Origin of the sequence: Micromonospora humidisoli (assembly GCF_016900955.1) — a bacterium.
Taxonomy (GTDB): Bacteria; Actinomycetota; Actinomycetes; order Mycobacteriales; family Micromonosporaceae; genus Micromonospora; species Micromonospora wenchangensis.
Genome location: NZ_JAFEUO010000002.1, coordinates 585,993 through 607,591, shown reverse-complemented (window position 1 = coordinate 607,591; position 21,599 = coordinate 585,993). Strand labels below are relative to the sequence as shown.

At 72.7% G+C, this 21,599-nt stretch carries 18 protein-coding genes; 7 read left to right on the top strand and 11 right to left on the bottom strand.

The window, feature by feature from the left end:
* Nucleotides 1-61 precede the first annotated feature (61 nt).
* Complete coding sequence (locus JQN84_RS08235; RefSeq protein WP_088645791.1) at nucleotides 62-1,012, bottom strand: NUDIX hydrolase; 951 nt, start codon at nucleotides 1,010-1,012, stop codon at nucleotides 62-64.
* A gap of 144 nt (nucleotides 1,013-1,156) precedes the next feature.
* Here JQN84_RS08235 and JQN84_RS08230 point away from each other — a divergent pair, with 144 nt between their 5' ends.
* Complete coding sequence (locus JQN84_RS08230; protein WP_204957763.1) at nucleotides 1,157-1,465, top strand: PspC domain-containing protein; 309 nt, start codon at nucleotides 1,157-1,159, stop codon at nucleotides 1,463-1,465.
* Nucleotides 1,466-1,472: 7 nt separating this feature from the next.
* On the opposite strand, the gene guaA is transcribed toward JQN84_RS08230, so the two are convergent.
* Together guaA and JQN84_RS08220 are read right to left on the bottom strand one after the other, a co-directional pair.
* Nucleotides 1,473-3,029 carry a glutamine-hydrolyzing GMP synthase gene (gene guaA / locus JQN84_RS08225; protein ID WP_204957762.1) on the bottom strand — a complete coding sequence of 519 codons (1,557 nt, stop codon included), beginning with the start codon at nucleotides 3,027-3,029 and terminating at the stop codon, nucleotides 1,473-1,475.
* A 68-nt stretch (nucleotides 3,030-3,097) separates the two neighbouring features.
* Nucleotides 3,098-4,807, bottom strand: a complete 1,710-nt coding sequence (locus JQN84_RS08220) for an FAD-dependent oxidoreductase (protein WP_204957761.1) — start codon at nucleotides 4,805-4,807, stop codon at nucleotides 3,098-3,100.
* Nucleotides 4,808-4,937: 130 nt separating this feature from the next.
* Between JQN84_RS08220 and JQN84_RS08215 the strand changes: the two genes are divergently transcribed.
* A complete protein-coding gene (locus tag JQN84_RS08215) occupies nucleotides 4,938-6,062 on the top strand; it encodes an LCP family protein (protein ID WP_204957760.1) in 1,125 nt (374 codons plus the stop codon).
* Nucleotides 6,063-6,078: 16 nt separating this feature from the next.
* Here the strand turns inward: JQN84_RS08215 and JQN84_RS08210 are convergent, their stop codons facing one another.
* From JQN84_RS08210 to guaB, 3 genes are all read right to left on the bottom strand, one after another.
* A complete protein-coding gene (locus JQN84_RS08210) occupies nucleotides 6,079-7,530 on the bottom strand; it encodes a M1 family metallopeptidase (RefSeq protein WP_204958182.1) in 1,452 nt (483 codons plus the stop codon).
* 135 nt (nucleotides 7,531-7,665) lie between these two features.
* Nucleotides 7,666-8,784 carry a GuaB3 family IMP dehydrogenase-related protein gene (locus tag JQN84_RS08205; RefSeq protein WP_088645785.1) on the bottom strand — a complete coding sequence of 373 codons (1,119 nt, stop codon included), beginning with the start codon at nucleotides 8,782-8,784 and terminating at the stop codon, nucleotides 7,666-7,668.
* A 30-nt stretch (nucleotides 8,785-8,814) separates the two neighbouring features.
* Complete coding sequence (guaB, locus tag JQN84_RS08200; protein WP_204957759.1) at nucleotides 8,815-10,395, bottom strand: IMP dehydrogenase; 1,581 nt, start codon at nucleotides 10,393-10,395, stop codon at nucleotides 8,815-8,817.
* A gap of 196 nt (nucleotides 10,396-10,591) precedes the next feature.
* Between guaB and JQN84_RS08195 the strand changes: the two genes are divergently transcribed.
* Nucleotides 10,592-11,002 (top strand): DUF5319 domain-containing protein, encoded by a 411-nt coding sequence (locus tag JQN84_RS08195; RefSeq protein WP_204957758.1) that lies wholly within the window; start codon nucleotides 10,592-10,594, stop codon nucleotides 11,000-11,002.
* 57 nt (nucleotides 11,003-11,059) lie between these two features.
* On the opposite strand, the gene JQN84_RS08190 is transcribed toward JQN84_RS08195, so the two are convergent.
* Nucleotides 11,060-11,875: a helix-turn-helix domain-containing protein gene (locus JQN84_RS08190; RefSeq protein ID WP_204957757.1), complete on the bottom strand. Its 816-nt coding sequence runs from the start codon at nucleotides 11,873-11,875 to the stop codon at nucleotides 11,060-11,062.
* Between the two features lie 257 nt (nucleotides 11,876-12,132).
* Between JQN84_RS08190 and JQN84_RS08185 the strand changes: the two genes are divergently transcribed.
* Nucleotides 12,133-12,516 carry a WhiB family transcriptional regulator gene (locus tag JQN84_RS08185; RefSeq protein ID WP_088645816.1) on the top strand — a complete coding sequence of 128 codons (384 nt, stop codon included), beginning with the start codon at nucleotides 12,133-12,135 and terminating at the stop codon, nucleotides 12,514-12,516.
* Nucleotides 12,517-12,756: 240 nt separating this feature from the next.
* Here the strand turns inward: JQN84_RS08185 and JQN84_RS08180 are convergent, their stop codons facing one another.
* The 4 genes from JQN84_RS08180 to groES form a co-directional block, all read right to left on the bottom strand.
* On the bottom strand, nucleotides 12,757-14,205 hold the full coding sequence (locus tag JQN84_RS08180; protein WP_204957756.1) for a non-reducing end alpha-L-arabinofuranosidase family hydrolase: 1,449 nt from the start codon (nucleotides 14,203-14,205) through the stop codon (nucleotides 12,757-12,759).
* A gap of 181 nt (nucleotides 14,206-14,386) precedes the next feature.
* Nucleotides 14,387-16,012 (bottom strand): molybdopterin-dependent oxidoreductase, encoded by a 1,626-nt coding sequence (locus tag JQN84_RS08175; RefSeq protein ID WP_204957755.1) that lies wholly within the window; start codon nucleotides 16,010-16,012, stop codon nucleotides 14,387-14,389.
* Between the two features lie 128 nt (nucleotides 16,013-16,140).
* Entirely contained in the window at nucleotides 16,141-17,787 is a 1,647-nt protein-coding gene (gene groL / locus JQN84_RS08170) for a chaperonin GroEL (protein ID WP_204957754.1), read from the bottom strand.
* Between the two features lie 72 nt (nucleotides 17,788-17,859).
* Nucleotides 17,860-18,168, bottom strand: a complete 309-nt coding sequence (gene groES, locus JQN84_RS08165; protein WP_067313457.1) for a co-chaperone GroES — start codon at nucleotides 18,166-18,168, stop codon at nucleotides 17,860-17,862.
* 347 nt (nucleotides 18,169-18,515) lie between these two features.
* Between groES and JQN84_RS08160 the strand changes: the two genes are divergently transcribed.
* The 3 genes from JQN84_RS08160 to JQN84_RS08150 all read left to right on the top strand — a co-directional run bounded on the left by JQN84_RS08160 (nucleotide 18,516) and on the right by JQN84_RS08150 (nucleotide 21,578).
* Nucleotides 18,516-19,772 carry a THUMP-like domain-containing protein gene (locus JQN84_RS08160; protein ID WP_204957753.1) on the top strand — a complete coding sequence of 419 codons (1,257 nt, stop codon included), beginning with the start codon at nucleotides 18,516-18,518 and terminating at the stop codon, nucleotides 19,770-19,772.
* A gap of 10 nt (nucleotides 19,773-19,782) precedes the next feature.
* Complete coding sequence (gene ybaK, locus JQN84_RS08155) at nucleotides 19,783-20,262, top strand: Cys-tRNA(Pro) deacylase (protein ID WP_204957752.1); 480 nt, start codon at nucleotides 19,783-19,785, stop codon at nucleotides 20,260-20,262.
* A 215-nt stretch (nucleotides 20,263-20,477) separates the two neighbouring features.
* The gene (locus tag JQN84_RS08150) at nucleotides 20,478-21,578 is read left to right on the top strand and encodes a sugar ABC transporter substrate-binding protein (RefSeq protein ID WP_204957751.1); all 1,101 of its coding nucleotides are present in this window, start codon (nucleotides 20,478-20,480) and stop codon (nucleotides 21,576-21,578) included.
* The last annotated feature ends 21 nt before the right edge of the window (nucleotides 21,579-21,599 follow it).

Below are 21,599 nucleotides of genomic sequence, written 5' to 3'. Positions count from 1 at the left end.
GGTAGTCCGGGCGGGGCGGGCGCCGTCGTGCCGGGCCGACGCCGCCGGCGGGCGGGGCAGGTCAGGCGGTGAGCCGGGCGGCCTGGACGGCCTCGGCGGTGACCTCGGTGAGCCGGTCGGTGGGCAGGGCACCCAACTCGTCCCGGGCGAACCAGCGGGCCTCGCAGGTGGAGCCGCCCACGTCGGTGACGGTCGGCGGGGCGGGCTGGTCGACCATCACCCGGTAGAAGGCCCGCACGCCGTGCCAGTCGATCGGATAGCCCTCCGGGCCGAGCGAGGCGGCGTCGCGGTGGCTGGCCACCCCGAGCAGCTCGACCAGCCGGCCGGTCTGCCCGGTCTCCTCGACCAGTTCCCGGATCAGCGCCGCGCCCGGCTGCTCGCCGTAGTCGGTGCCCCCGCCGGGCAGGTGCCAGCAGCCCGCGCCCGGGTAGCCGTCGGAGACCCGGGTCAGCAGCACCCGGCCCTCCGGGTCGGTGGCCACCGCGTACGCGGCGAAACGCTGCGCCCGGTGCAGCCCGTCCGGGCCGGGCACGGCGTAGAACGAGGGGAACTCGGGGGCCTCGTCGGGAACCACGTCGGCCGAGGACGCCGGCAGCCCCAGCGCGCGGGCGGTGAAGGCCCGTAGCGGCAGCTCCCGCGCCTCGTCGAGGGTGTACCAACGGGCCAGGTCGGTGGAGCGGTCCACCCGGTCGGTGAGGGTGCCGCCGCGTACCGACACCTGGTAGATCAGGCGGTCGGTGTGGATGGTGATGCCCCGCTCGGGCAGGGCACGCATGTCGGCCAGGACGTCCGCCAGGCCGGCGACGGCGACGGAGAGGCCGGTCTCGGCGGCGGTCTCCCGGACGACCGTGTGGTTCGGGTCCTCGCCGTGGTCGACCGCCCCACCGGGCAGGGACCATACGCCGGGGGTGCCGGAGCGCTCCGATGCGCGGACCAGCAACACTCGGCCGACTGAATCAGCACAGACTGCATATGCCGCGATCCTGCGGAGCGGCTCCAGCAAGGTGGTCACGGGGCCAAATTCTCCCCGGGTAGCGTTACCGACGCGGAAAAGAGTCGGATTCCTGACTCAGGGCTGGCTACTCAGGGATCGATCAGGGTATGCCTCCGGGCGGTCACCGAGGTCGACGGGGCGTCCGGCGCGGACCGTGGAGACATGACCTCGACGAGCACCCCCCACGCCCCGTACAAGCAACTCCGCAGGCCGACCACCGACCGGATGGTGGCCGGCGTTGCCAGCGGCCTCGGTCGCTACTTCGCCGTCGACCCCACCCTGGTCCGGGTGCTGTTCGCGGTGGCGACCCTGGTCACCGGCGGTCTCGCCGCGCTGGCGTACCCGATCATGTGGTTCCTGATGCCCGAAGAGCCGGCCGGCGCGCCGGCCTGGCCGCACCCGACGGACCCGGCGGCGACCGCTCCCACCACCTGGCCGCAGCCGCCGACGACCCCGCCGACGGCCGGCTGAGCCCGGCTCACTCCCACTCGATGGTGCCCGGCGGCTTGCTGGTCACGTCCAGGACCACCCGGTTGACCTCGGCGACCTCGTTGGTGATCCGGGTGGAGATCCGGGCCACCACCTCGTAGGGCAGCCGGGACCAGTCGGCGGTCATCGCGTCCTCGCTGGAGACCGGGCGCAGCACCACGGGATGCCCGTAGCTGCGCCCGTCACCCTGCACCCCGACGCTGCGCACGTCGGCCAGGAGCACCACCGGGAACTGCCAGACGCCCCGGTCCAGGCCGGCGGCCGTCAGCTCCTCCCGGGCGATCAGGTCGGCCTGGCGCAGCAGCGCCAGCCGCTCCCGGTCGACCGCGCCGATGATCCGGATGGCCAGCCCCGGCCCGGGGAACGGGTGCCGCCAGACCATCGCCTCGGGCAGGCCCAGCTGGAGCCCGAGCGCGCGGACCTCGTCCTTGAACAGCGTGCGCAGCGGCTCGACCAGGGCGAACTTCAGGTCGTCCGGGAGGCCGCCGACGTTGTGGTGGCTCTTGATGTTGGCGGTGCCGGTGCCGCCGCCGGACTCGACCACGTCCGGGTAGAGGGTGCCCTGCACCAGGAACTCGACGTCGCCGTGCGCAGCGACCTCGCGGGCGGCGGCCTCGAAGACCCGGATGAACTCCCGACCGATGATCTTGCGCTTCTGCTCGGGGTCGGTCACCCCGGCCAGCGCGCCGAGGAACCGGTCGGCCGCGTCGACCACCTTCAGCTTGATGCCGGTGGCCGCGACGTAGTCCTTCTCCACCTGCTCGGCCTCGCCGGCGCGCAGCAGGCCGTGGTCGACGAAGACGCAGGTGAGCTGGTCACCGACCGCCTCGTGAACCAGCGCGGCGGCGACCGCCGAGTCGACCCCGCCGGACAGGCCGCAGATGACCTCCTTGTCGCCGACCTGGGCCCGGATCCGGGCCACCTGCTCGTCGATGATGTTCTGCGGCGTCCAGGTGGGCTCGATGCCGGCGATGTCGTAGAGGAAGCGGCGGAGCATCTCCTGCCCCTGCGCGGTGTGCCCCACCTCGGGGTGGAACTGCACACCGGCCCGGCGGCCGGCCAGGTCCTCGAAGGCGGCGACCGGGGCACCCGCCGACTCGGCGGTCACCGTGAACCCGGCGGGGGCCTCGGTCACCGCGTCGCCGTGACTCATCCAGACCGGCAGGTCCGCCGGCAGATCCCGCAGCAGCACCCCCGGGTCGAGCAGCCGGGGACGCAGCGGGGTGCCGCCGTACTCCCGGTTGCCGGTCCGGGCGACCGTGCCGCCGAGCGCCTGGGCCATCGCCTGGAAGCCGTAGCAGATGCCGAAGACCGGCACGCCCGCGTCGAACAGGCCGGCGTCGATCTGTGGGGCGTCCGGGGCGTAGACGCTGGACGGGCCGCCGGACAGGATGATCGCGGCCGGGTCCTTCGCCAGCATCTCGGCGACCGGCATGGAGTGCGGGACGATCTCCGAATAGACCTTCGCCTCGCGCACTCGGCGCGCGATGAGCTGGGCGTACTGGGCTCCGAAGTCCACCACGAGGACGGGGCGAGGCGTGCTCATGTGGGCAAAGCCTACCGACAGTCACACCCGCCCCGGGCACGGGCCGCCCCCGGGCGCGCCGGGCCCGGTCAGCACCGGTCGGTGCGCAGCGCGCCGGGGGCGTCCGCCGGGACCGCCGGGTGCCGGGGCACCACCGCCGCCACCCGGGTGTACGCCGACCCGAGCGGCGGCCGGGGGTCCGCTTCGCCCTTGTTCGGCCAGTACGACATCGCCCGCTCCGCCTGCGCGGTGATCGTCAGCGACGGGTTCACCCCGAGGTTGGCCGAGACCGCCGCCCCGTCGACCACGTGCAGCCCCGGATGGCCGTACACCCGGTGCCAGGGGTCGATCACCCCGTCGGCCGGGGTCCCGCCGATCACCGCCCCGCCGAGCAGGTGCGCGGTCAGCGGGATGTCGAACGGTTCGGTCAACGCCCCGCCCGGGGTGCCGCCGACCTCCTCGGCGAGCAGTCGGGCGGCCCGGTTGCCGGCCGGAATCCAGGTCGGGTTCGGTGTGCCGTGCCCCGGCCCGGAGACCAGCCGCCGCCGGCCCAGCCACCCCCGCCGCCACCGAGTGGTCAGCGAGTTGTCGACCGACTGCATCACCAACGCGATGACCGTCCGCTCGGACCAGTGCCGCACCGACAGCATCCGGGCGGCCTGCCCCGGGTGCCGGGCCAGGCCGGCCAGCCAGCGCCGGACCCGGTGCGGGCCGCCGTCGACCAGCAGCGACTGGAGCAGCCCCATCGCGTTCGCGCCCCGGCCGTAGCGGACCGGCTCGACGTGGGTCTGCGGGTCGGGATGGAACGAGCTGGTGATCGCCACCCCGTCGGTGAAGTCCAGCCCCCGCCGCCGGGCCTGCCGCCGGTCGACCGACGCGCCGAGGATCGCCTCCGAGTTGGTGCGGGTCAGCGCGCCGAGGCGGTCCGACAGGTGGGGCAGCGCGCCGGTCTGCTTCATCGCGTGCAGCAGCCGCTGGGTGCCGAGCGCCCCGGCCGCGAAGACCACCTGGTCGGCGTGGAACACCTGGCGTCGCCGCCGCAGCCAGGCCCCGGTCCGTACGGTGTGCACCAGGTAGCCGCCGCCGTCGGCCGGCCGCACGGCGGTGACCGTGGTCAGCGGGTGGACCCGCGCGCCGAGCCGTTCGGCCAGCCACAGGTAGTTCTTGACCAGGGTGTTCTTGGCACCGTGCCGGCAGCCGGTCAGGCACGACCCGCAGTGCGTGCAGCCGGTGCGCTCCGGGCCGGCCCCGCCGAAGTACGGGTCCGCCACCCGCTGCCCGGGCCGGCCGAGGTGCACCCCCACCGGGGTCGGCACGAAGGTGTGCCCGACCCCCATCCGCTCGGCCACCGCCCGCATCGCCCGGTCCGCGCCGGTGTGCCGGGGGTACGTGGTGACCCCGAGCATCCGGCCGGCCTGGTCGTAGTGGCTGGCGAGTTCGGCCCGCCAGTCGGTGACGTCGCGCCACTGCGGATCGGTGTAGAAGGCGTCCGGTGGCCGGTAGAGGGTGTTCGCGTAGACCAGGGAGCCGCCGCCGACGCCGGCGCCGGAGAGCACCAGCACCCCGCCGCCGGTCCTCCGTTCGGCCGGGCGGAGCAGGGTGATCCGTTGCAGCCCGTAACAGCCCAGCCGGGGGGCCCAGAGGAACCGGCGCAGCCGCCAGGAGGTCTGCGGGAACTCGTCGTCGGCGAACCGCCGGCCCGCCTCCAGCACCCCGACGGTGTAGCCCTTCTCGGCCAGCCGCAGCGCGCTGACGCTACCGCCGAAGCCGGAGCCGATGACGAGCACGTCGTACCGCATCAACGCATCATTACCCGCGGGTAGCCATCGCGCCAGTGCGGGATTTCGCGCGATCATGCTCACCGTCGCCGATCGACGCCCGCAACCCGGAGGCCCGGTCGAAGCGTTGTGCAGACGGGGGTGGCGAGCGATGACTCAGGAAACCGGAACGGGACGACCACGCTGGGTGTGGGGGCTGGCCGCCCTGGCCGTGGTCGTCCTGGTGGGGGTGGCCGCCCTGGTGGTGACCCGGGTGGTCCGCGATGACGGGCCACGGCGTACGGCCGGGCCGGCCGCCACGACCGCCGGCCCGACGCCGACGCCGAGCCCCACCCCCAGCCCGACCCCGCCCCCCGGGGCCTCGATCACCGGCCCGCTCAACCTGCTCCTGGTCGGGGTGGACACCCGGGTCAGCGTGCCCGGCTGGGAACCGCACGGCGACGCGGTGCTGATCCTGCACGTGCCGGCCGGACTGGACCGGGCATACCTCTTCTCGCTCCCCCGCGACCTGGTGGTCGACATCCCGGCGTTCCCGAAGTCGGGTTACCGGGGCGGCCGGACGAAGCTCACCCACGCGATGAGCTACGGCAGCCGGGTGCCGGGCAAACCCAAGAACCCCAGCGCCGCCCAGGGGTACGAGCTACTGCGCAGCACGGTCAGCGGGTACACCGGGCTGCGCTTCGACGCCGGCGCGGTGGTCACCTTCAACGGCTTCGACCGGCTGGTCGACAGCCTCGGCGGGGTCGACCTCTACGTCGACCAGCGGGTTCCCTCGCTGCACCGCCGGCCGGACGGCAGATACCGAGAACCGGCCCCGGGCGGCGGCGGGTACACCGGCCCGCAGATGGTCTACGAAAAGGGCGAGCGGCACCTCAACGGCTGGCAGGCGCTGGACTACGCCAGGCAGCGCTACATCACCGGCGGCGACTACGCCCGGCAGCGCCACCAGCAGCAGCTCCTCCGGGCGTTGGCCGCCAAGATCCTCAACGAGAACCTGGCCCGCCAGCCCGACCGGGTGGAGCAGGTGGTGTCGGCGCTCGGCGACACCCTGGTCTACGCCGGCGGCCCCCGCATCGTCGACCTGGCGTACGCCCTGGGTGGGCTGAGCGCCGACCGGATCACCCTGGTCGGGCTGCCCGGCGACGGGGTGGGCAAGGGCAGCAGCTACCGCGGCGAGCAGCTGACCGGCGTCGGCAAGGGCTTCCTGCCCGCGCTCAAGGCCGGCGACGCCGAGAAGTACCTCGACGCCCACCCCGAGCTGCGGGTGAAGAACTGACCGCAGGCGTCGGCGGTCAGCGGCGGGTGGGCGGGCCGGGCCGCTCGGTGCCGTACAACCAGGCGGCGAAGAGGTCGTCGAGCTGCTGCCCGCAGACCCGCTCGGCGGTCGCCACGAACTCGGCGGTGGTGGCGTTGCCGTTGCGCTTCTCCGCCGCCCACGTCTTCAGCAGGCGGAAGAACGCGTCGTCGCCGACCGTCACCCGCAGCGCGTGCACCGCCATCGCGCCCCGCTGGTAGACCGACTCGCTGAACAGGTTGGCCGCCCCGGGCGCGGCCGGCGGCACCCGCCACACCGCGTCGTCGGCGGTGGTGTACTCCTGGTCGAAGGTGGCCTGCGCGGTGTCCCGGCCCTCGTGCTCGGCCCACAGCCACTCGGCGTACGTGGCCAGCCCCTCGTTGAGCCAGATGTCCGCCCAGCGGGCCACCGACACGCTGTCGCCGAACCACTGGTGGGCCAGCTCGTGCGCGACCACCCCGGTGTTCTCACCGCCCCGGAAGAAGTTGGCCGAGTAGACCGGCCGGCTCTGCGTCTCCAACGCGTACCTGATCCGGGGCTCGTCGACCACCACCCCGCCGTACGCCGCGAACGGGTACGGCCCGAAGACGCTCTCCAGGTAGTCGGCGACCGCCACGGTGCGGGCGATCGAGTCGTCGGCGGCCCCCCGGGGCAGGCTGCTGGCGACCGCGCTGAACACCGGCCGGCCCTGGTGCTCGCCGGTGCTGGTGCGGTATTTCCCGATCACCACCGTACTCAGGTAGCTGGCCATCGGGGCGGCCTCCGACCAGCGCCACGTGGTGAAACCACCGGCCGCCGGACGTTGCCCCCCGGGCACCCCGTTGGCGACCGCGACCAGCCCCTTGGGCACGGTGATCTCGAAGTCGTAGGCGGCCTTGTCCGAGGGGTGGTCGTTGACCGGGAACCAGGTGCTCGCCGACTCGGGTTGGCCGAGCGCGACCGCGCCGTCGGCGGTGTGCAGCCAGCCGCCCTCGCCGATCGTCTCGTTGCGCAGCGGCTCCGGCCGGCCGTCGTACCCGACCTGGACGGTGAAGGCCGCCCCGGCGCGGACCGGCGCGGCCGGGGTGACCACCAGCTCGGTCCCCTCGCGGGTGTGCCGGGCCGGGACGCCGTCCACGGTCACCCGACGCACCGTCAGCCCGGCCAGGTCGAGGTGGAACAGCGGCAGGTCGGCCCCCGCGGTGGCCCGGACGGTGGCGTCGCCGCGCAACTCGTCGCTGGCCGGGTCGTAGCGGACCTTGAGGGTGTACCGCTCGACGTCGTACCCGCTGTTGCCGGCGGTCGGGAAGTACGGGTCGCCCACGCCCGCCGGGCCGGGGGTCACGCTCGGGGTCGCCCCGGGCGTCGGGGTCGACCGGGATTCCCGCCGGGGTGCCGGGTCGGCGGTGCAGCCGGCCAGGGCGAGCGCCCCGGTGACGAGCAGCGCGAGCCCGCGCCGGTTCCGGCTGATGGCCACCTTCGTCCCCCGTTCACCGCCGCCGTCCGCGCAGCCTACCGATCCGGCCGACCCCGCGTGGCCGCAACGCCTGACGACGGTACGGCCGGCCGGCCCACGACGGGACCGGCCGGCCGGGACGGACCCGGGTCAGCGGTCGAGGACCAGCCCGACCCGCTGGAACTCCTTGAGGTCGCGGTAGCCGCACTTGGCCATCGCGCGACGCAGCCCACCGAACAGGTTGAGCTGGCCGTCCGGCTCGTCGGCCGGGCCGAACAGCAGCCGTTCCATCGAACCGAGCGGCTCGCCGGCCACCTCGAACGCGCCGCGCGGCAGCGACGGGTGGCTGGCCGCCGAGTGCCACCAGGCACCGCCGGCCGGGGCCTCCTCGCACAGCGACAGCGGCTCGCCGAGCATCACCGCGTCCGCGCCGCAGCCGAGCGCCTTGGCGATGTCGCCCGAGGTCTGGATGTCGCCGTCGGCGATGAGGTGCACGTAGCGTCCACCGGTCTCGTCGAGGTAGTCGCGGCGGGCCGCGGCGGCGTCCGCGATCGCGGTGGCCATCGGCACCCGGATACCGAGCACCGACTCGCTCGTCGACCAGTCGTCACCGCCGATGCCGACGATCACCCCGGCGGCGCCGGTACGCATCAGGTGCAGCGCCGTCTTGTAGTCGGTGCAGCCGCCGACGACCACCGGTAGGTCGAGGTCGGCGATGAACTCCTTGAGGTTCAACGGCTCGTCGGTGGTCGAGACGTGCTCGGCCGAGACGATGGTGCCCTGGATGACCAGGATGTCGACGCCCGCGTCCAGGATCACCGGGGCCAGCGCGAGGGTGTGCTGCGGGGACACCCGCACCGCCACCGTGCTGCCGCCGGCCCGCAGCTCGCGGACCCGCTCGGCGATCAGGTCGGGGCGGATCGGCTCGGCGTAGACCTCCTGGAGCCGCTTGGTCGCGCGGGCGTCCTCGCCCAGCCCGGCCAGCTCCTCCAGCACCTTGGTCGGGTTCTCGTAGCGGGTCCACAGGCCCTCGACGTTGAGCACGCCCAGGCCGCCGAGCTGCCCGAGCCGGACCGCCGAGGCGGGGCTCATGGTGGCGTCCGACGGATGGCCGACGCAGGGGATGTCGAACTGGTAGGCGTCGAGCTGCCAGCCGGTGGAGACGTCGTCGACGTCCCTGGTCCGCCGGCTGGGCACGATGGCGATGTCGTCCAGGTGGTAGCCGCGCTGCGCGGTCTTGCCCAGCCCGATCTCGACCACGTCACGCATGAGGGACTCCAGGTGGTTTGGGGTGGTGGGTCAGCGGGTGTGGTAGTTGGGGGCCTCGACGGTCATCTGGATGTCGTGCGGGTGGCTCTCCTTGAGCCCGGCCGCGGTGATCCGGATGAGCTGGCCCCGGTGGTGCAGGTCGGTGATGTTCTCCGCACCGGCGTACCCCATCGCCAGCCGCAGCCCGCCGACGAGCTGGTGGGCCACCCGGGACAGCGGCCCCCGGTAGGGCACCTGGCCCTCCACGCCCTCCGGCACCAGCTTGTCGTCGCTGAGCACGTCCTGCTGGAAGTAGCGGTCCTTGCTGTACGACTTGGCCTGCCCCCGGGACTGCATCGCGCCCAGCGACCCCATCCCCCGGTACGCCTTGAACTGCTTGCCGTTGACGAAGATCAGCTCACCGGGGCTCTCCTCGCAGCCGGCCAGCAGGCTGCCGAGCATCACCGTGTCGGCGCCGGCCACCAGGGCCTTGGCGATGTCGCCGGAGTACTGGATGCCGCCGTCGCCGATCACCGGGACGCCGGCCGGACGGGCCGCGCGGGCCGCCTCCATGATCGCGGTCACCTGCGGCACCCCGACCCCGGCGACGATCCGGGTGGTGCAGATCGCACCCGGGCCGACGCCCACCTTGACACCGTCGGCACCGGCGTCGACCAGGGCCTTCGCCCCGGCGTAGGTGGCCACGTTGCCGCCCACGATGTCGATCGCGACGTCAGCCTTGAGCCGGCGGACCATGTCCAGCACGGCCCGCTGGTGGCCGTGCGCGGTGTCCACGATCAGCACGTCGACACCGGCGTCGACCAGGGTGCGGGCCCGCTTGTAGGCGTCCTCGCCGACCCCGATGGCGGCGGCGACCCGCAGCCGGCCGGCGTCGTCCTTGGTGGCGTCCGGGTACTGCTCGCTCTTGGTGAAGTCCTTGACGGTGATCAGCCCGCGCAGCCGCCCGGAGTCGTCCACGATCGGCAGCTTCTCGACCTTGTGCTGACGCAGCAGGGAGAGCGCGTCGTCCTTGCTCACCCCCACCGGGGCGGTGACCAGCGGCGTCCGGGTCATGATCGCGTGGACCGGGGTGGCCGGGTCGGAGACGAACCGCATGTCCCGGTTGGTGACGATGCCCACCAGCTGGCCCTCGCCGTCGACCACCGGGACGCCGGAGATGCGGTAACGGCCGCACAGCTCGTCGACCTCACGCAGGGTGTCCTCGGGGCTGGCCGTCACCGGATTGGTGATCATGCCGGACTCGGAGCGCTTGACCAGGTCGACCTGGAGCGCCTGGTCCTCCAGCGACAGGTTGCGGTGCAGCACGCCGATGCCGCCCTGGCGGGCCATCGCGATCGCCATCCGGGCCTCGGTGACGGTGTCCATCGCGCTGGACAGCAGCGGAATGGACAGCTCCACGTTGCGGGTGAGCCGGGTACGGGTGTTCACCCGGCTGGGCACCACGTCCGACTCGCCGGGCTGGAGCAGCACGTCGTCGAAGGTCAGACCGAGCGGCACCACCCGCGCCGACCCGGCCGGCAACTCCGGCAGATGGCCGCCCCACTCGCCGCTGTCGACACCGGCCGGAAGATCGGTGCCGGCCGGAAGATCGGTGCTGGGCGAATTCTCCACGATTGCTCCCCTGAGCTGCTCGAACGGGATTCAGCGAGGCGGCGCGCACGGCAACCGGCGCACGCCGGGGTGACGGCGAGTCGTCTCATCGTACCCACTGAGCAGGGCGGCCCTCGCCGGTGACCGGCCGAGGTCGGCGATGCCACAGCGACCGCCGGGGGGCGCGTGCGGCGAGGGTTGGGTCTACGGTGAGGGGGTGCACGACGAGCCCATCGACCCGTTCAACGGCGACCCGGCCGATCCGGCTGCGGGGCTGGACGATCCGGGCGACGACGCCCCGCTCGACCCGCTGACCGAGGTCGAGCGGCAGGACGTGCTGGAAGACCTCGCCGACCTGGAGATCTACCAGGCCCTGCTGTCCCCGATCGGGGTGCGCGGGCTGGTCATCGAGTGCGAGGACTGCCGCGAGCCGCACTACTTCGACTGGGACCTGCTCCGGGGCAACCTGCGGCACCTGCTCAGCTCGGGCCGGCCCCGGGTGCACGAGCCGGCCTACGATCCCGACCCGGACCACTACGTCACCTGGGACTACGCCCGGGGCTACGCCGACGGGGTGCACGACACGCTCACCGAGTCCGCGGACGACGACACCGACCCGGACGACTGACGCCCGGCACGACCCGGCTCGCCGCCGTCTGACCGACCGGGTCCGGGACGGGAGCGGTCAGGCGACCAGGCCGGCGCGGAAGCCGGCAGCCACCGCGTGCGCCCGGTCCCGCGCGCCGAGTTTACGGAACAGCCGCCGGGCGTGCGTCTTGACGGTGTCCTCCGAGACGAACAACTCCCGGCCGATCTCCGCGTTGCTCTTGCCCTCGGCCATCCCGAGCAGCACCTGGAGTTCACGCTCGGTCAGCCCGACCGAGGTCCGGCCGGCACGCGTGCCGGGGGTCGGGCGGGGCAACCCGGCGGCCGGGGCCGGCTCGGCCGGGGTGCCCTCCGGGTCCTCGACCTCGTCGTCGCCGCGCTGCACGGGCACCACCGACGGCGCTCCGGGCGTACCGTCGGCCGGCGTCGGCGACCAGCCCGGGGCGGGCGGGCGACCGGGGCGCGGGGGCGCGCCGACCGCGGCGGTGTCCCGGGCGGGGTCGGCGACCCGGTGCCGGGCGGGCCGGCCGGGCGCGGCGAGCAGCAGCAGCGCCTTCGCCACCGCGCTGGTCAGGTCGTGGTCGGCGCCCTGGATCAGGCCCCGCGCACCGGCGTTGATGGTGGCCGCCGCCGCCTCCGACTCCTCGGTGCCGAGCAGCAGCACCGCGGCCTGCGGGGCGCGGGCGAGCACCCGGCGGACGAAGCCGGCGCTGTCCGGGCGGGTGAGCGCCGTGTCGGCGAGCACCACGTCGACCGGGCGCTCGGCGAGCCGCAGCATCGCCTCGGGATCGGAGACGGCTGTCCGGACGACCGAGGCCAGGCCAAGTCGCGCCGCCGCGTTGGTCAACTGCTGCGCGGCGATCGGTGTCCGAACGCATACGAGAACGGTACGCACGGTGGTCTCCTCTCCGGACATGAGCAGACCATGACGGGGTCCACCGGGGAGGAGGTTCCGGGCAATCCTCTGAACTTTTCCGACATTTAGGTCATATGCCACAGAAGGCTTCGGGTTTTCGATCTCAACACGTGTGAGTCGGCGAGGGTTCGGGTACCGAGGCTCCACGCCGGAAACGGGGTACGCCAGCGCGGACCACAGCCCGGACGCCGGTTCAACGAGGATCTCCGCGGTGCCGCGCGGGAGGAGGGGTGCTGATGTCGAACGTACGTAGACTGCCCGGACCCATCGTCGACCTGTGGGACTGGCAGCGTCTCGGCGCCTGTCGGGGCCGGGACAGCGCGCAGTTCTTCCACCCGGACGGCGAGCGCGGTTCGTCCCGGCTACGCCGGGAGTCCGGTGCCAAGTCCGTCTGCCAGGCCTGCCCCGTGCGGGCCGAGTGCGCGGCGCACGCCCTGTCCGTGCGGGAGCCGTACGGCGTCTGGGGTGGCCTCAGCGAGTCCGAGCGGCTGCGGCTGCTCGCCCTCGGCTGGGAGGACCTGGCCGACCGCCGGCAGACCCGGGTGGACATCGCCCGCATGGAGGCCCGGCTCGGCGCTTCGCACAAGACCGCCGTACCGGCCCAGCGCAAGATCGCCTGACCGACCCGGCACACCTCGACGAGGCCGCACTCCGATCTCCGGAGCGCGGCCTCGTCGTGTCCCGGCCCATGGTCCGACGCCGGGCCGACAGGTACGACAAGCGGGGCGGGCCCGGCACAGCCGGACCCGCCCCTTCATTGCACCCGATCCTGCTCCGAGCCGTCGTGCGGCTCACCCGGTGCGGCGTTCGCCACCGGTCGCGGGAGTCAGGAACAGCGGGGCCGCACCTGCGTCACGCCGTCAGCGCTGCAGGGTCAGCAGACCCGGCCGGTACGGCAGGAGGCCGTAGTCACCGCCCGAGTTCGTGGCGCGGCCCTGGTACAGCAGCTGCAGGTTGCACGGGTCGATCGTGTTCGTCTGGTCCGCGCTGGTGCGCAGCAGCTCGCCGTGGCTGATGTCGTTGGTCCAGGTGGCACCGCTGTTGGCCTTGCCCGCGAACGGGTTGTTGTAGGTCGTCGCGTTCGGCGTCCAGGTGCCGCCCAGGCTGGTCGCCGTGAACGAGCGGAAGTAGCGCTCCCAGCCGCTGGTCCGGGCCTCGATGATCATCAGGTACTGGTTGCGGCCCGCGACCTTGTAGACCTGCGGCGCCTCGAAGATGTTCTCCGAGGTGTCGCTCATGATGGTGGTGTAGTTGGAGCCGAAGCTGCCCGGGAAGTTCCCGATCGGCATGATCTGGCGGTAGATCTTGCCGTTGTCGCCGGCGAAGAACAGGTACATGTTCTGGTCGTCGCCGATGATCGTCTGGTCGATCACGCCGGTGCCGGAGTCAGTGATCTTCGCGGTCGACAGGGTCTGCGCGGCCGACCAGCCATTGGCGTTGGCCGGGTTGGTCGACGTGCGGTACGAGAACGACGTCGGACCCCACTGGTGGGCGAGGATCCAGATGTTCTTCGGCGCGAAGTAGAACAGCGACGGCGCGACGGTGCTCTGGCTCATGGTGTTCTGGGGAGCCGTGCTGAGCTGGTTGAGGTTGTCGACCAGACCGAAGTTCATCGAACCCCAGCCGCCGGTGGCGCTGCTGCTGTGGGTGGTGGCGTACACCAACTGCTTGCCCTGGTAGGGGGCGATGGTGAAGTCCTTGAGTGACGCCCAGCCGGCCTTCGGCTGCGCCAGCGGGCCGGTCGACGACCAGCGGTAGGACGTCGGCAGGGCGCAGTTGCCCGTCGGCGGCGGGGTGGTCGGCGGGGGCGTGGTCGGCGGCGGGGTGGTGGGGGGCGGGGTGGTCGGCGGCGCGGTCGTCGGCGGCGTGGTGGGCGGGTTGGTCGGCGTCGTGCCGCCGTTGCAGGCCACCCCGTTGAGCGCGAAGCTCGTCGGGACCGGGTTGCTCGACGTCCACGCGCCGTTGAAACCGAACGACACCGAGCCGTTGGTGGGGATCGCGCCGTTGTAACTCACGTTCTTGGCGGTCACCGCCGAGCCGCTCTGCGTCACTGTCGCGTTCCACGCCTGGGTCACCGACTGCCCGGAGGCAAAGGACCAGGTAAGCGTCCAACTGCTCAGCGCGTCGCCCAGGTTGGTGATGGCGACGTTGGCCCCGAAGCCACCGCCCCACTCCGAGGAGACGGTGTAGTTCACCGAGCATCCCGCCGCCGCCGCGCCTGCGGGCAGCGCGGTGACTACCGTGGCCGACGCCAGCAACGCGACACCGGCCGAGACCAGGCCGACATTGGCCGATCTGGATCTGGACATAAAACACCCTCCTGACGGGATGGCGACCTGCACATTGGTGGTGGCCGTTGTTAGGTTAACGTTAACAGTCGCGTCAGGTATGTTACGGGAGCGCTCCCATAGCCTCAACCCTCGACATCACCGAGGAATTTTTGGCTATCCGTACATTGATCACTCTTGATGACTTAACGCTGATGGGGAATCAGCGCACGGTGACTGTGACGCTGTGCCAGCCGGTCGCTCCGTCCGGGGCGACCGGCGCGGTCAACGGGGTCTGCGTCTCGCCGTCCCGGTCGGTCGCCCGCACCTGGAGGGTGTGCTCACCCGGGGTCGCCGGCCACCGCCACGACCACTGCACCCAGGTGTCCACCGACACCGTCGGGGCGAGGGTCGCCTCCTGCCACGCGCCGCCGTCGACGCGTACCTCGACCCGGCTGATTCCCCGGTGCTGCGCCCAGGCCACCCCGGCCACCGTCACCTCGCCCGCGGTGAGCCGGTTACGCGCGCGGGGGGTGTCGATCCGCGACTGCGTCTTCACCGGCCCCTGCGCCGACCAGCCACGCGGCACCCAGTACGCGTCGAAGTCGGCGAAGCTGGTCAACTCCAGCTCGGTCACCCACTTGCAGGCCGACACGTACCCGTAGAGGCCCGGCACCACCATCCGCACCGGGAAGCCGTGCTCGACGGGCAGCGGCTCGCCGTTCATCCCCACCGCCAGCAGGGCGTCCCGCCCGTCGCGCAGCGCCGCCGTCGGGGTGCCGCAGGTCCAGCCGTCGACCGACCGGCCGACCACCTGGTCGGCCCCCTCCTCCGGCTCCGCCTCGTCGAGCAGCTCCTTGATCGGTACGCCCAGCCAGCGGGCGTTGCCGATCAGGTCCCCGCCCACCTCGTTGGAGACGCAGGCCAGGGTCACGTACCGCTCCACCATCGGCCGGGCGAGCAACTCGGCGAAGGTCAGCTCGATCGGGTTGCGCACCCGACCGTGGATGCGCAACCGCCAGGTCTCCGGGTCGACCTGCGGCACCACCAGCGCCGTGTCGATCCGGTAGAAGCCGCCGTTCGGCGTGGTGTAGGGGGCGAGCTGGGCCAGGGACAGGTCCGCACCGGCCGGCACCGTCGGCGCCACCGCCGACGGGGTGGGCAACGCGACCGCCTCCCGGGCCGCCGAAACCCCCCGCCGCCCGGCGAGCCAGTGCCCGCCCAGCCCCACCACGGTCGCCGCGCCCGCGAGCAGGCCCGCACCACGCAGGAACCGCCGCCGGGACTCCGGGTCGGTCGACTCCAACGGCTCCCACCCGGACGGCGGACCGCTGCCCGGACCGGTGGGGGTCGGCCCCGGAGAGGCCGGCGGGGTGGCGGACAGCGGGGTGGGCGGCTGCCAGGGCCACGGGTCGAGCTGCCAGGGGCCGGCCACGAACGCCCAGAGCACCAGCCCGCCCAACCCCCCGCCGACCAGTGCGGGGAGCGCGTCGGCGGCATCCGCGCCGGCCCGGGTGAGCGCGGCGGCGACACCGAGGCCGGTGAACGCCGCGATGCCCACCAGCCCCACCGCCAGCCGGCGCGCGGCCAGCACCCCGATCCCGGCGGCGAACGCCGCCAGCAGCACCGCCGTACCCACCAGCAGGGCGATCTTGTCGTACCTGCCGAAGACGTCGATGGCGAACTGCTTGAGCGGCTCGGGGACCGTGTCGACGACCACCCCGCCGACCGCGATCAGCGGGGCGGAGCGGGGACCGGTGAGGACGGCGACCGGCTCGGCGACGCCGATGGCCACCACGGCGGCGGTGACCCCGGCCAGCGCGGCGAAGCCACGGGAGGTGGTGCTCATCGGGCCAGTGTCGTCGATCGACCGGGCCGGCCGCCAACCACGTCACCGTTCCGTAAGCAGCCGTCACCGTACGCGTCAGGGCGCACCGCCGAGATCGACGGTGCGCCCTGAGCTGGCGTGCTACCGGGTCAGAAACCCGGGCCGTGCTGGTGGCCGTGACCGTGGCCGTGGCCGTGGCCACCGGCGGCGGCCGGCTCCGGCTGCTCCGGCTTCTCGACCACCAGGCTCTCGGTGGTCAGCAGGAGACCGGCGATCGACGCGGCGTTGGTGACCGCATTGCGGGTCACCTTCACCGGGTCGATGATGCCGGACTTCACCAGGTCGACCCACTCGCCCTTGGCAGCGTCGAGGCCCTGGCCCCAGTCCTGGCCGGCGACCTTCTCCACCACCACGTAGCCGTCGTGGCCGGCGTTCTGGGCGATCCAGCGCAGCGGCTCGACCAGCGCCTTGCGCACGATCGAGACACCGACCTTCTCGTCACCGGTCAGGCCAAGGTCGTCGTCGAGCACCGAGCGGATCTGGGCCAGCGCGGCACCGCCGCCGGGAACCGTCCCCTCCTCGACCGCGGCCTTGGTGGCGGCGATCGCGTCCTCGATGCGGTGCTTGCGCTCCTTCATCTCGACCTCGGTCGCCGCGCCCGCCTTGATGACCGCGATGCCACCGGAGAGCTTCGCCAGCCGCTCGGCCAGCTTCTCCCGGTCCCAGTCGGAGTCGGACGCCTCGATCTCCTTGCGGATCTGGGCGACCCGGTCGGCGACCTCGGCGGACCTGCCGCCGCCGTCGACGACGGTGGTGTTCTCCTTGTCGACCACGACGCGCCGGGCGGTGCCGAGCGCCTCCAGGCCGACCTGGTCGAGCCGGTAGCCCAGCTCCGGGGCGACCAGCTCGGCGCCGGTCAGGATCGCCATGTCCTGGAGCATCGCCTTGCGGCGGTCACCGAAGCCGGGGGCCTTGACCGCGCAGACCTTGATGGTCTTGCGGATCGCGTTGACCACCAGGGTGGACAGCGCCTGACCCTCGACGTCCTCGGCGACGATCAGCAGCGGCTTGCTGTTCTGGAGGACCTTCTCCAGCAGCGGCAGCAGCTCCTCGATCGCCGAGATCTTCTGGGTGGTGATGAGGATGTACGGGTCCTCCAGCACCGACTCCTGCGACTCCGAGTCGGTGACGAAGTTCGGCGAGATGAAGCCCTTGTCGAACTGGAGACCCTCGGTCACCTCCAGCTCGGTGGTCAGGGTGGAGCCCTCCTCGACGGTGATGACACCGTCGCGGCCGACCCGCTCCATCGCCTCGGCGATCAGCTCACCGATGGTGGCGTCCTGCGCCGAGATCGTCGCGACGTGCGCGATCGACTTCTTGTCGGCCACCTCGACGGCCCGGCCGAGCAGCGCCTCGGAGACCTTGGTGGCCGCCGCGTCGACGCCCCGCTTGAGGCCGGTCGGGTTGGCCCCGGCGGCCACGTTGCGCAGGCCCTCGCGGACCATCGCCTGGGCCAGCACGGTCGCGGTGGTGGTCCCGTCGCCGGCGACGTCGTTGGTCTTCGTCGCCACCTCCTTGACCAGCTGCGCGCCGAGGTTCTCGTACGGGTTGGTGAGCTCGATCTCCTTGGCGATGGTCACACCATCGTTGGTGATCGTCGGCGCACCGAATTTCTTGTCCAGGACGACGTTGCGCCCGCGCGGGCCGAGGGTGACCTTGACCGCGTCCGCGAGGGCGTTGACACCGTGCTCCAGCAGGTGCCGGGCGTCGTCCGAGAAGCTCAGGATCTTCGCCATGAATGTCCCTTCGAAGCGTCGTCGCCCCGGCCCGGCGAGCCGGACCGGGGCGACGACACGGGAATCGGTTGGTTACTTCTCGATGACCGCGAGAACGTCGCGGGCGGAGAGCACCAGGTACTCCTCGCCGGCGTACTTGATCTCGGTGCCGCCGTACTTCGAGTAGAGGACGGTGTCGCCGACCTTGACGTCGAGCGGCACGCGGTTGCCCTTGTCGTCGATCCGGCCGGGGCCGACGGCGAGGACGGTGCCCTCCTGCGGCTTCTCCTTGGCGGTGTCGGGGATCACGATGCCCGACGCCGTGGTGGTCTCAGCCTCGTTCGCCTGGACCACGATCCGGTCCTCGAGCGGCTTGATCGCAACCTTGGTCGCGGTAGTCACGGGCATACCCTCCTGGGGTACTTGGTTTCGTTGCCGGCCGAGAGTCCGACCAGCGTCAATCTGCCACATGCCACCGGGCGGGGCCGTCGTCGCGGGTGCCGGTCCGCCTGGCGTTCAGCATCCGGACCGGATGGCCCGGACGCTGGCACCCTCGGGGTGAGAGTGCTAATCGCAGGTTATTCCTCGGCTAGCACTCCGTCAAGGAGAGTGCCAATCTGCCGCCCTCCGTGTCGCCGTCCCGCCGATGATCAACTCAAGGGTGGCGATGTTGCGGTGACGACACCGCCCGGACACCGCAACATCGCCCCACCTGAGTCGATCTCCCGGGAGGGCCGGACAATGGGCGGGTGGATCTCGACCAGTTCGCCGCGCTGCGTACCGCCGAGGGGTCGGCCGTGCTCGCCGCGGCGGCCGGGGTGGCCGGCGGCGACCCGCTGGTCGCGGCGGCGGCGCTGCGCTCGCGCGGGGTGCCCCCCGGGCTGGCCGCCGCCGCGCTGACCCAGGCCGAGCTGCGCCGCCGGGCGGTCGGCAAGTTCGGCCCGGAGGCGGCCGGGATGTTCCTCACCCGCCCCGGCCTGGAGCAGGCCACCCGCCGGGTGGTCGCCGACCGGCGGGCCGCCCGGCTCGCCGCCGCCGGGGTGCGCACCCTCGCCGACCTGGGTTGCGGCCTCGGTGCCGACGCGCTCGCCGCCGCCCGCGCCGGCATCCGGGTGTACGGCGTGGAGGCCGATCCGGTCACCGCCGCGCTGGCCGCCGCGAACGCCGGGGCCGCCGGGCTGGCCGGGATGTTCACCGTGGAGTGCGGCGACGCGACGGCCTTCGACGTGACCCGGGTCGACGCGGTCTTCTGCGATCCGGCCCGGCGGCGGGCCGGCACCGGCCGGCGGATCTTCGACCCGGACGCCTACTCGCCGCCGTGGGACTTCGTCACCGGGCTGGCCGCGCGGGTGCCGCACACGGTGGTGAAGGTGGCCCCCGGCATCGACCACGCGTTGGTCCCGGCCGACGCCGAGGCGGAGTGGGTGAGCGTCGACGGGGACCTGGTCGAGGCGGCCCTGTGGTGCGGCGCGCTCGCCGGGGTGCCCCGCCGGGCGACCGTCCTGCGGTCGGGGCCCGCCGACCGGCGGCGGCCGGCGGACGGTTCGCCCGCCGACGGCGAGCCGGTCGCCGTCCACCGGTTGACCGGCACCGGTACGGCCGAGGCCCCGGTCGGCCCGGTCCGGCGCTACCTGTACGACCCGGACCCGGCGGTGGTCCGGTCGCACCTGGTCGCCGAACTGGCCGACACCCTCGACGCGACGCTTGCCGACCCGAGCATCGCCTACCTCTACGCGGACACCCCGCGTCCCACCCCGTTCGGCAGGTGCCTGGAGATCGTCGACGTGCTGCCGTTCTCGCTGAAACGGCTGCGCGCGCTGCTGCGGGAACGCCGGGTCGGCCGGGTCGAGATCCTCAAGCGGGGCTCGGCGTTGTCGCCCGAGCAGCTGCGGCGGGACCTGCGACTGGCCGGGGAGAATCCGGCCAGCCTGGTGCTGACCCGGGTGGCCGGGGCGCCGACGGTGCTGATCGGCCGACCGGTCGCGGACGGCGGCCCGCCGGGCTAGCGTGACCGGCATGGCGGGACAGGCCACTGCGGCGACGGCACTGCTGACCAAGCGGAAGATCGCCCACCGCACCCACCCGTACGACGTCGCGCCGGACGCGCCGAACTACGGCGCGCTGGTCGCGGCGGCGCTCGGGGTGCCGCCGGGGCGGGTGTTCAAGACGCTCGTCGCCGAGGTGGACGGGGCGCTGGCGGTGGCGGTCGTCCCGGTCACCGGCGAGCTGAACCTCAAGGCCCTGGCCACGGCGCTGGGCGGCAAGCGGGCCGCGCTGGCCGACCGGGCCGCCGCCGAGCGGAGCACCGGTTACGTGCGGGGCGGGATCAGCCCGCTGGGCCAGCGACGGCGGCTGCCGACGGTGGTCGACGTCTCGGCGCTGGACCACGACACCGTCTACGTGTCGGCCGGCCGGCGGGGGTTGCAGCTCCAACTCGCCCCGGCGGACCTGGTCGCCCTCACCGACGCCGGCACCGCGCGGATCGCCGCCGGCTGACCCCGGCCGGCGGTCGGCAGCCGGCCGCAGACCGGACACGCAGCGTGATTACGGGGCGGGTGTCCTGCGGGTGACAACCGCGTTGCTGAATTGTTACCGCCGCCAACAAACTTCTGACCTCGGCAGTCTTGCGCCCGCGTTGTGAGCGGGAATACGTTGCCGGACACAACAAAACACCGACCACTCCTCCCCCACCCTCGAAAGGACCCGTGCAGATGCGCAAGGGCTTCCTCACCTTCGCCGCCGTCGGCCTGCTGGCCACCGGCAGCATGGCCGCCTGCGGCGACGACTCCAGCAGCAACGACGCCGGCGGCGATGCCGCCAAGAAGCCGAAGATCGGCGTCATCCTGCCGGACAGCAAGTCCTCCGCCCGCTGGGAGACCGCCGACCGCAGGTTCCTCAAGGCCGCCTTCGACGCCGCCGGTGTCGAGTCGGACATCCAGAACGCCCAGAACGACAAGAACGCCTTCCAGACCATCGCCGACCAGATGATCACCAGCGGGGTCACCACCCTGATGATCGTCAACCTGGACTCCGGCACCGGCAAGGCCGTGCTGGACAAGGCGAAGTCGCAGGGCGTCGCGACGATCGACTACGACCGGCTCACCCTGGGCGGCTCCGCCCAGTACTACGTCAGCTTCGACAACGAGGCCGTCGGCAAGCTCCAGGGCGAGGGCCTGGTCAAGTGCCTGACCGAGAAGGGCGTCAAGAACCCGACGGTCGCCTACCTCAACGGCTCGCCGACCGACAACAACGCCACCCTGTTCAAGAACGGCTACGACTCGGTGCTCAAGCCGAAGTTCGAGTCGAAGGAATACACCAAGGGCCCGGACCAGTCGGTGCCGGACTGGGACCCGGCGCAGGCCGCCACGATCTTCGAGCAGATGCTCACCCAGACCGGCGGCAAGATCGACGGTGTGCTCTCCGCCAACGACGGCCTCGGCAACGCGGCCATCTCGGTGCTGAAGAAGAACAAGCTCAACGGCAAGGTCCCGGTCACCGGCCAGGACGCCGACGTGACCGGCCTGCAGAACATCCTCGCCGGTGACCAGTGCATGACCGTCTACAAGGCCGTCAAGAAGGAGGCCGACGCGGCCGCCGAGCTGGCCATCGCCGTGGCCAAGGGCGAGCGCAAGGAGACCGGGCAGACGGTCAAGGACCCGGAGAGCGGCCGGGACGTCCCGTCCGTGCTGCTGGAGCCGAAGGCGATCGACAAGGCGACCGTCAAGGACGTCGTGGCCGACGGCTACGTCGACAAGGCGAAGCTCTGCACCGGCGCGTACGCCGCGCTCTGCACCGCCAACGGCATCAGCTGACCGTACGACGAGCGTCGTACC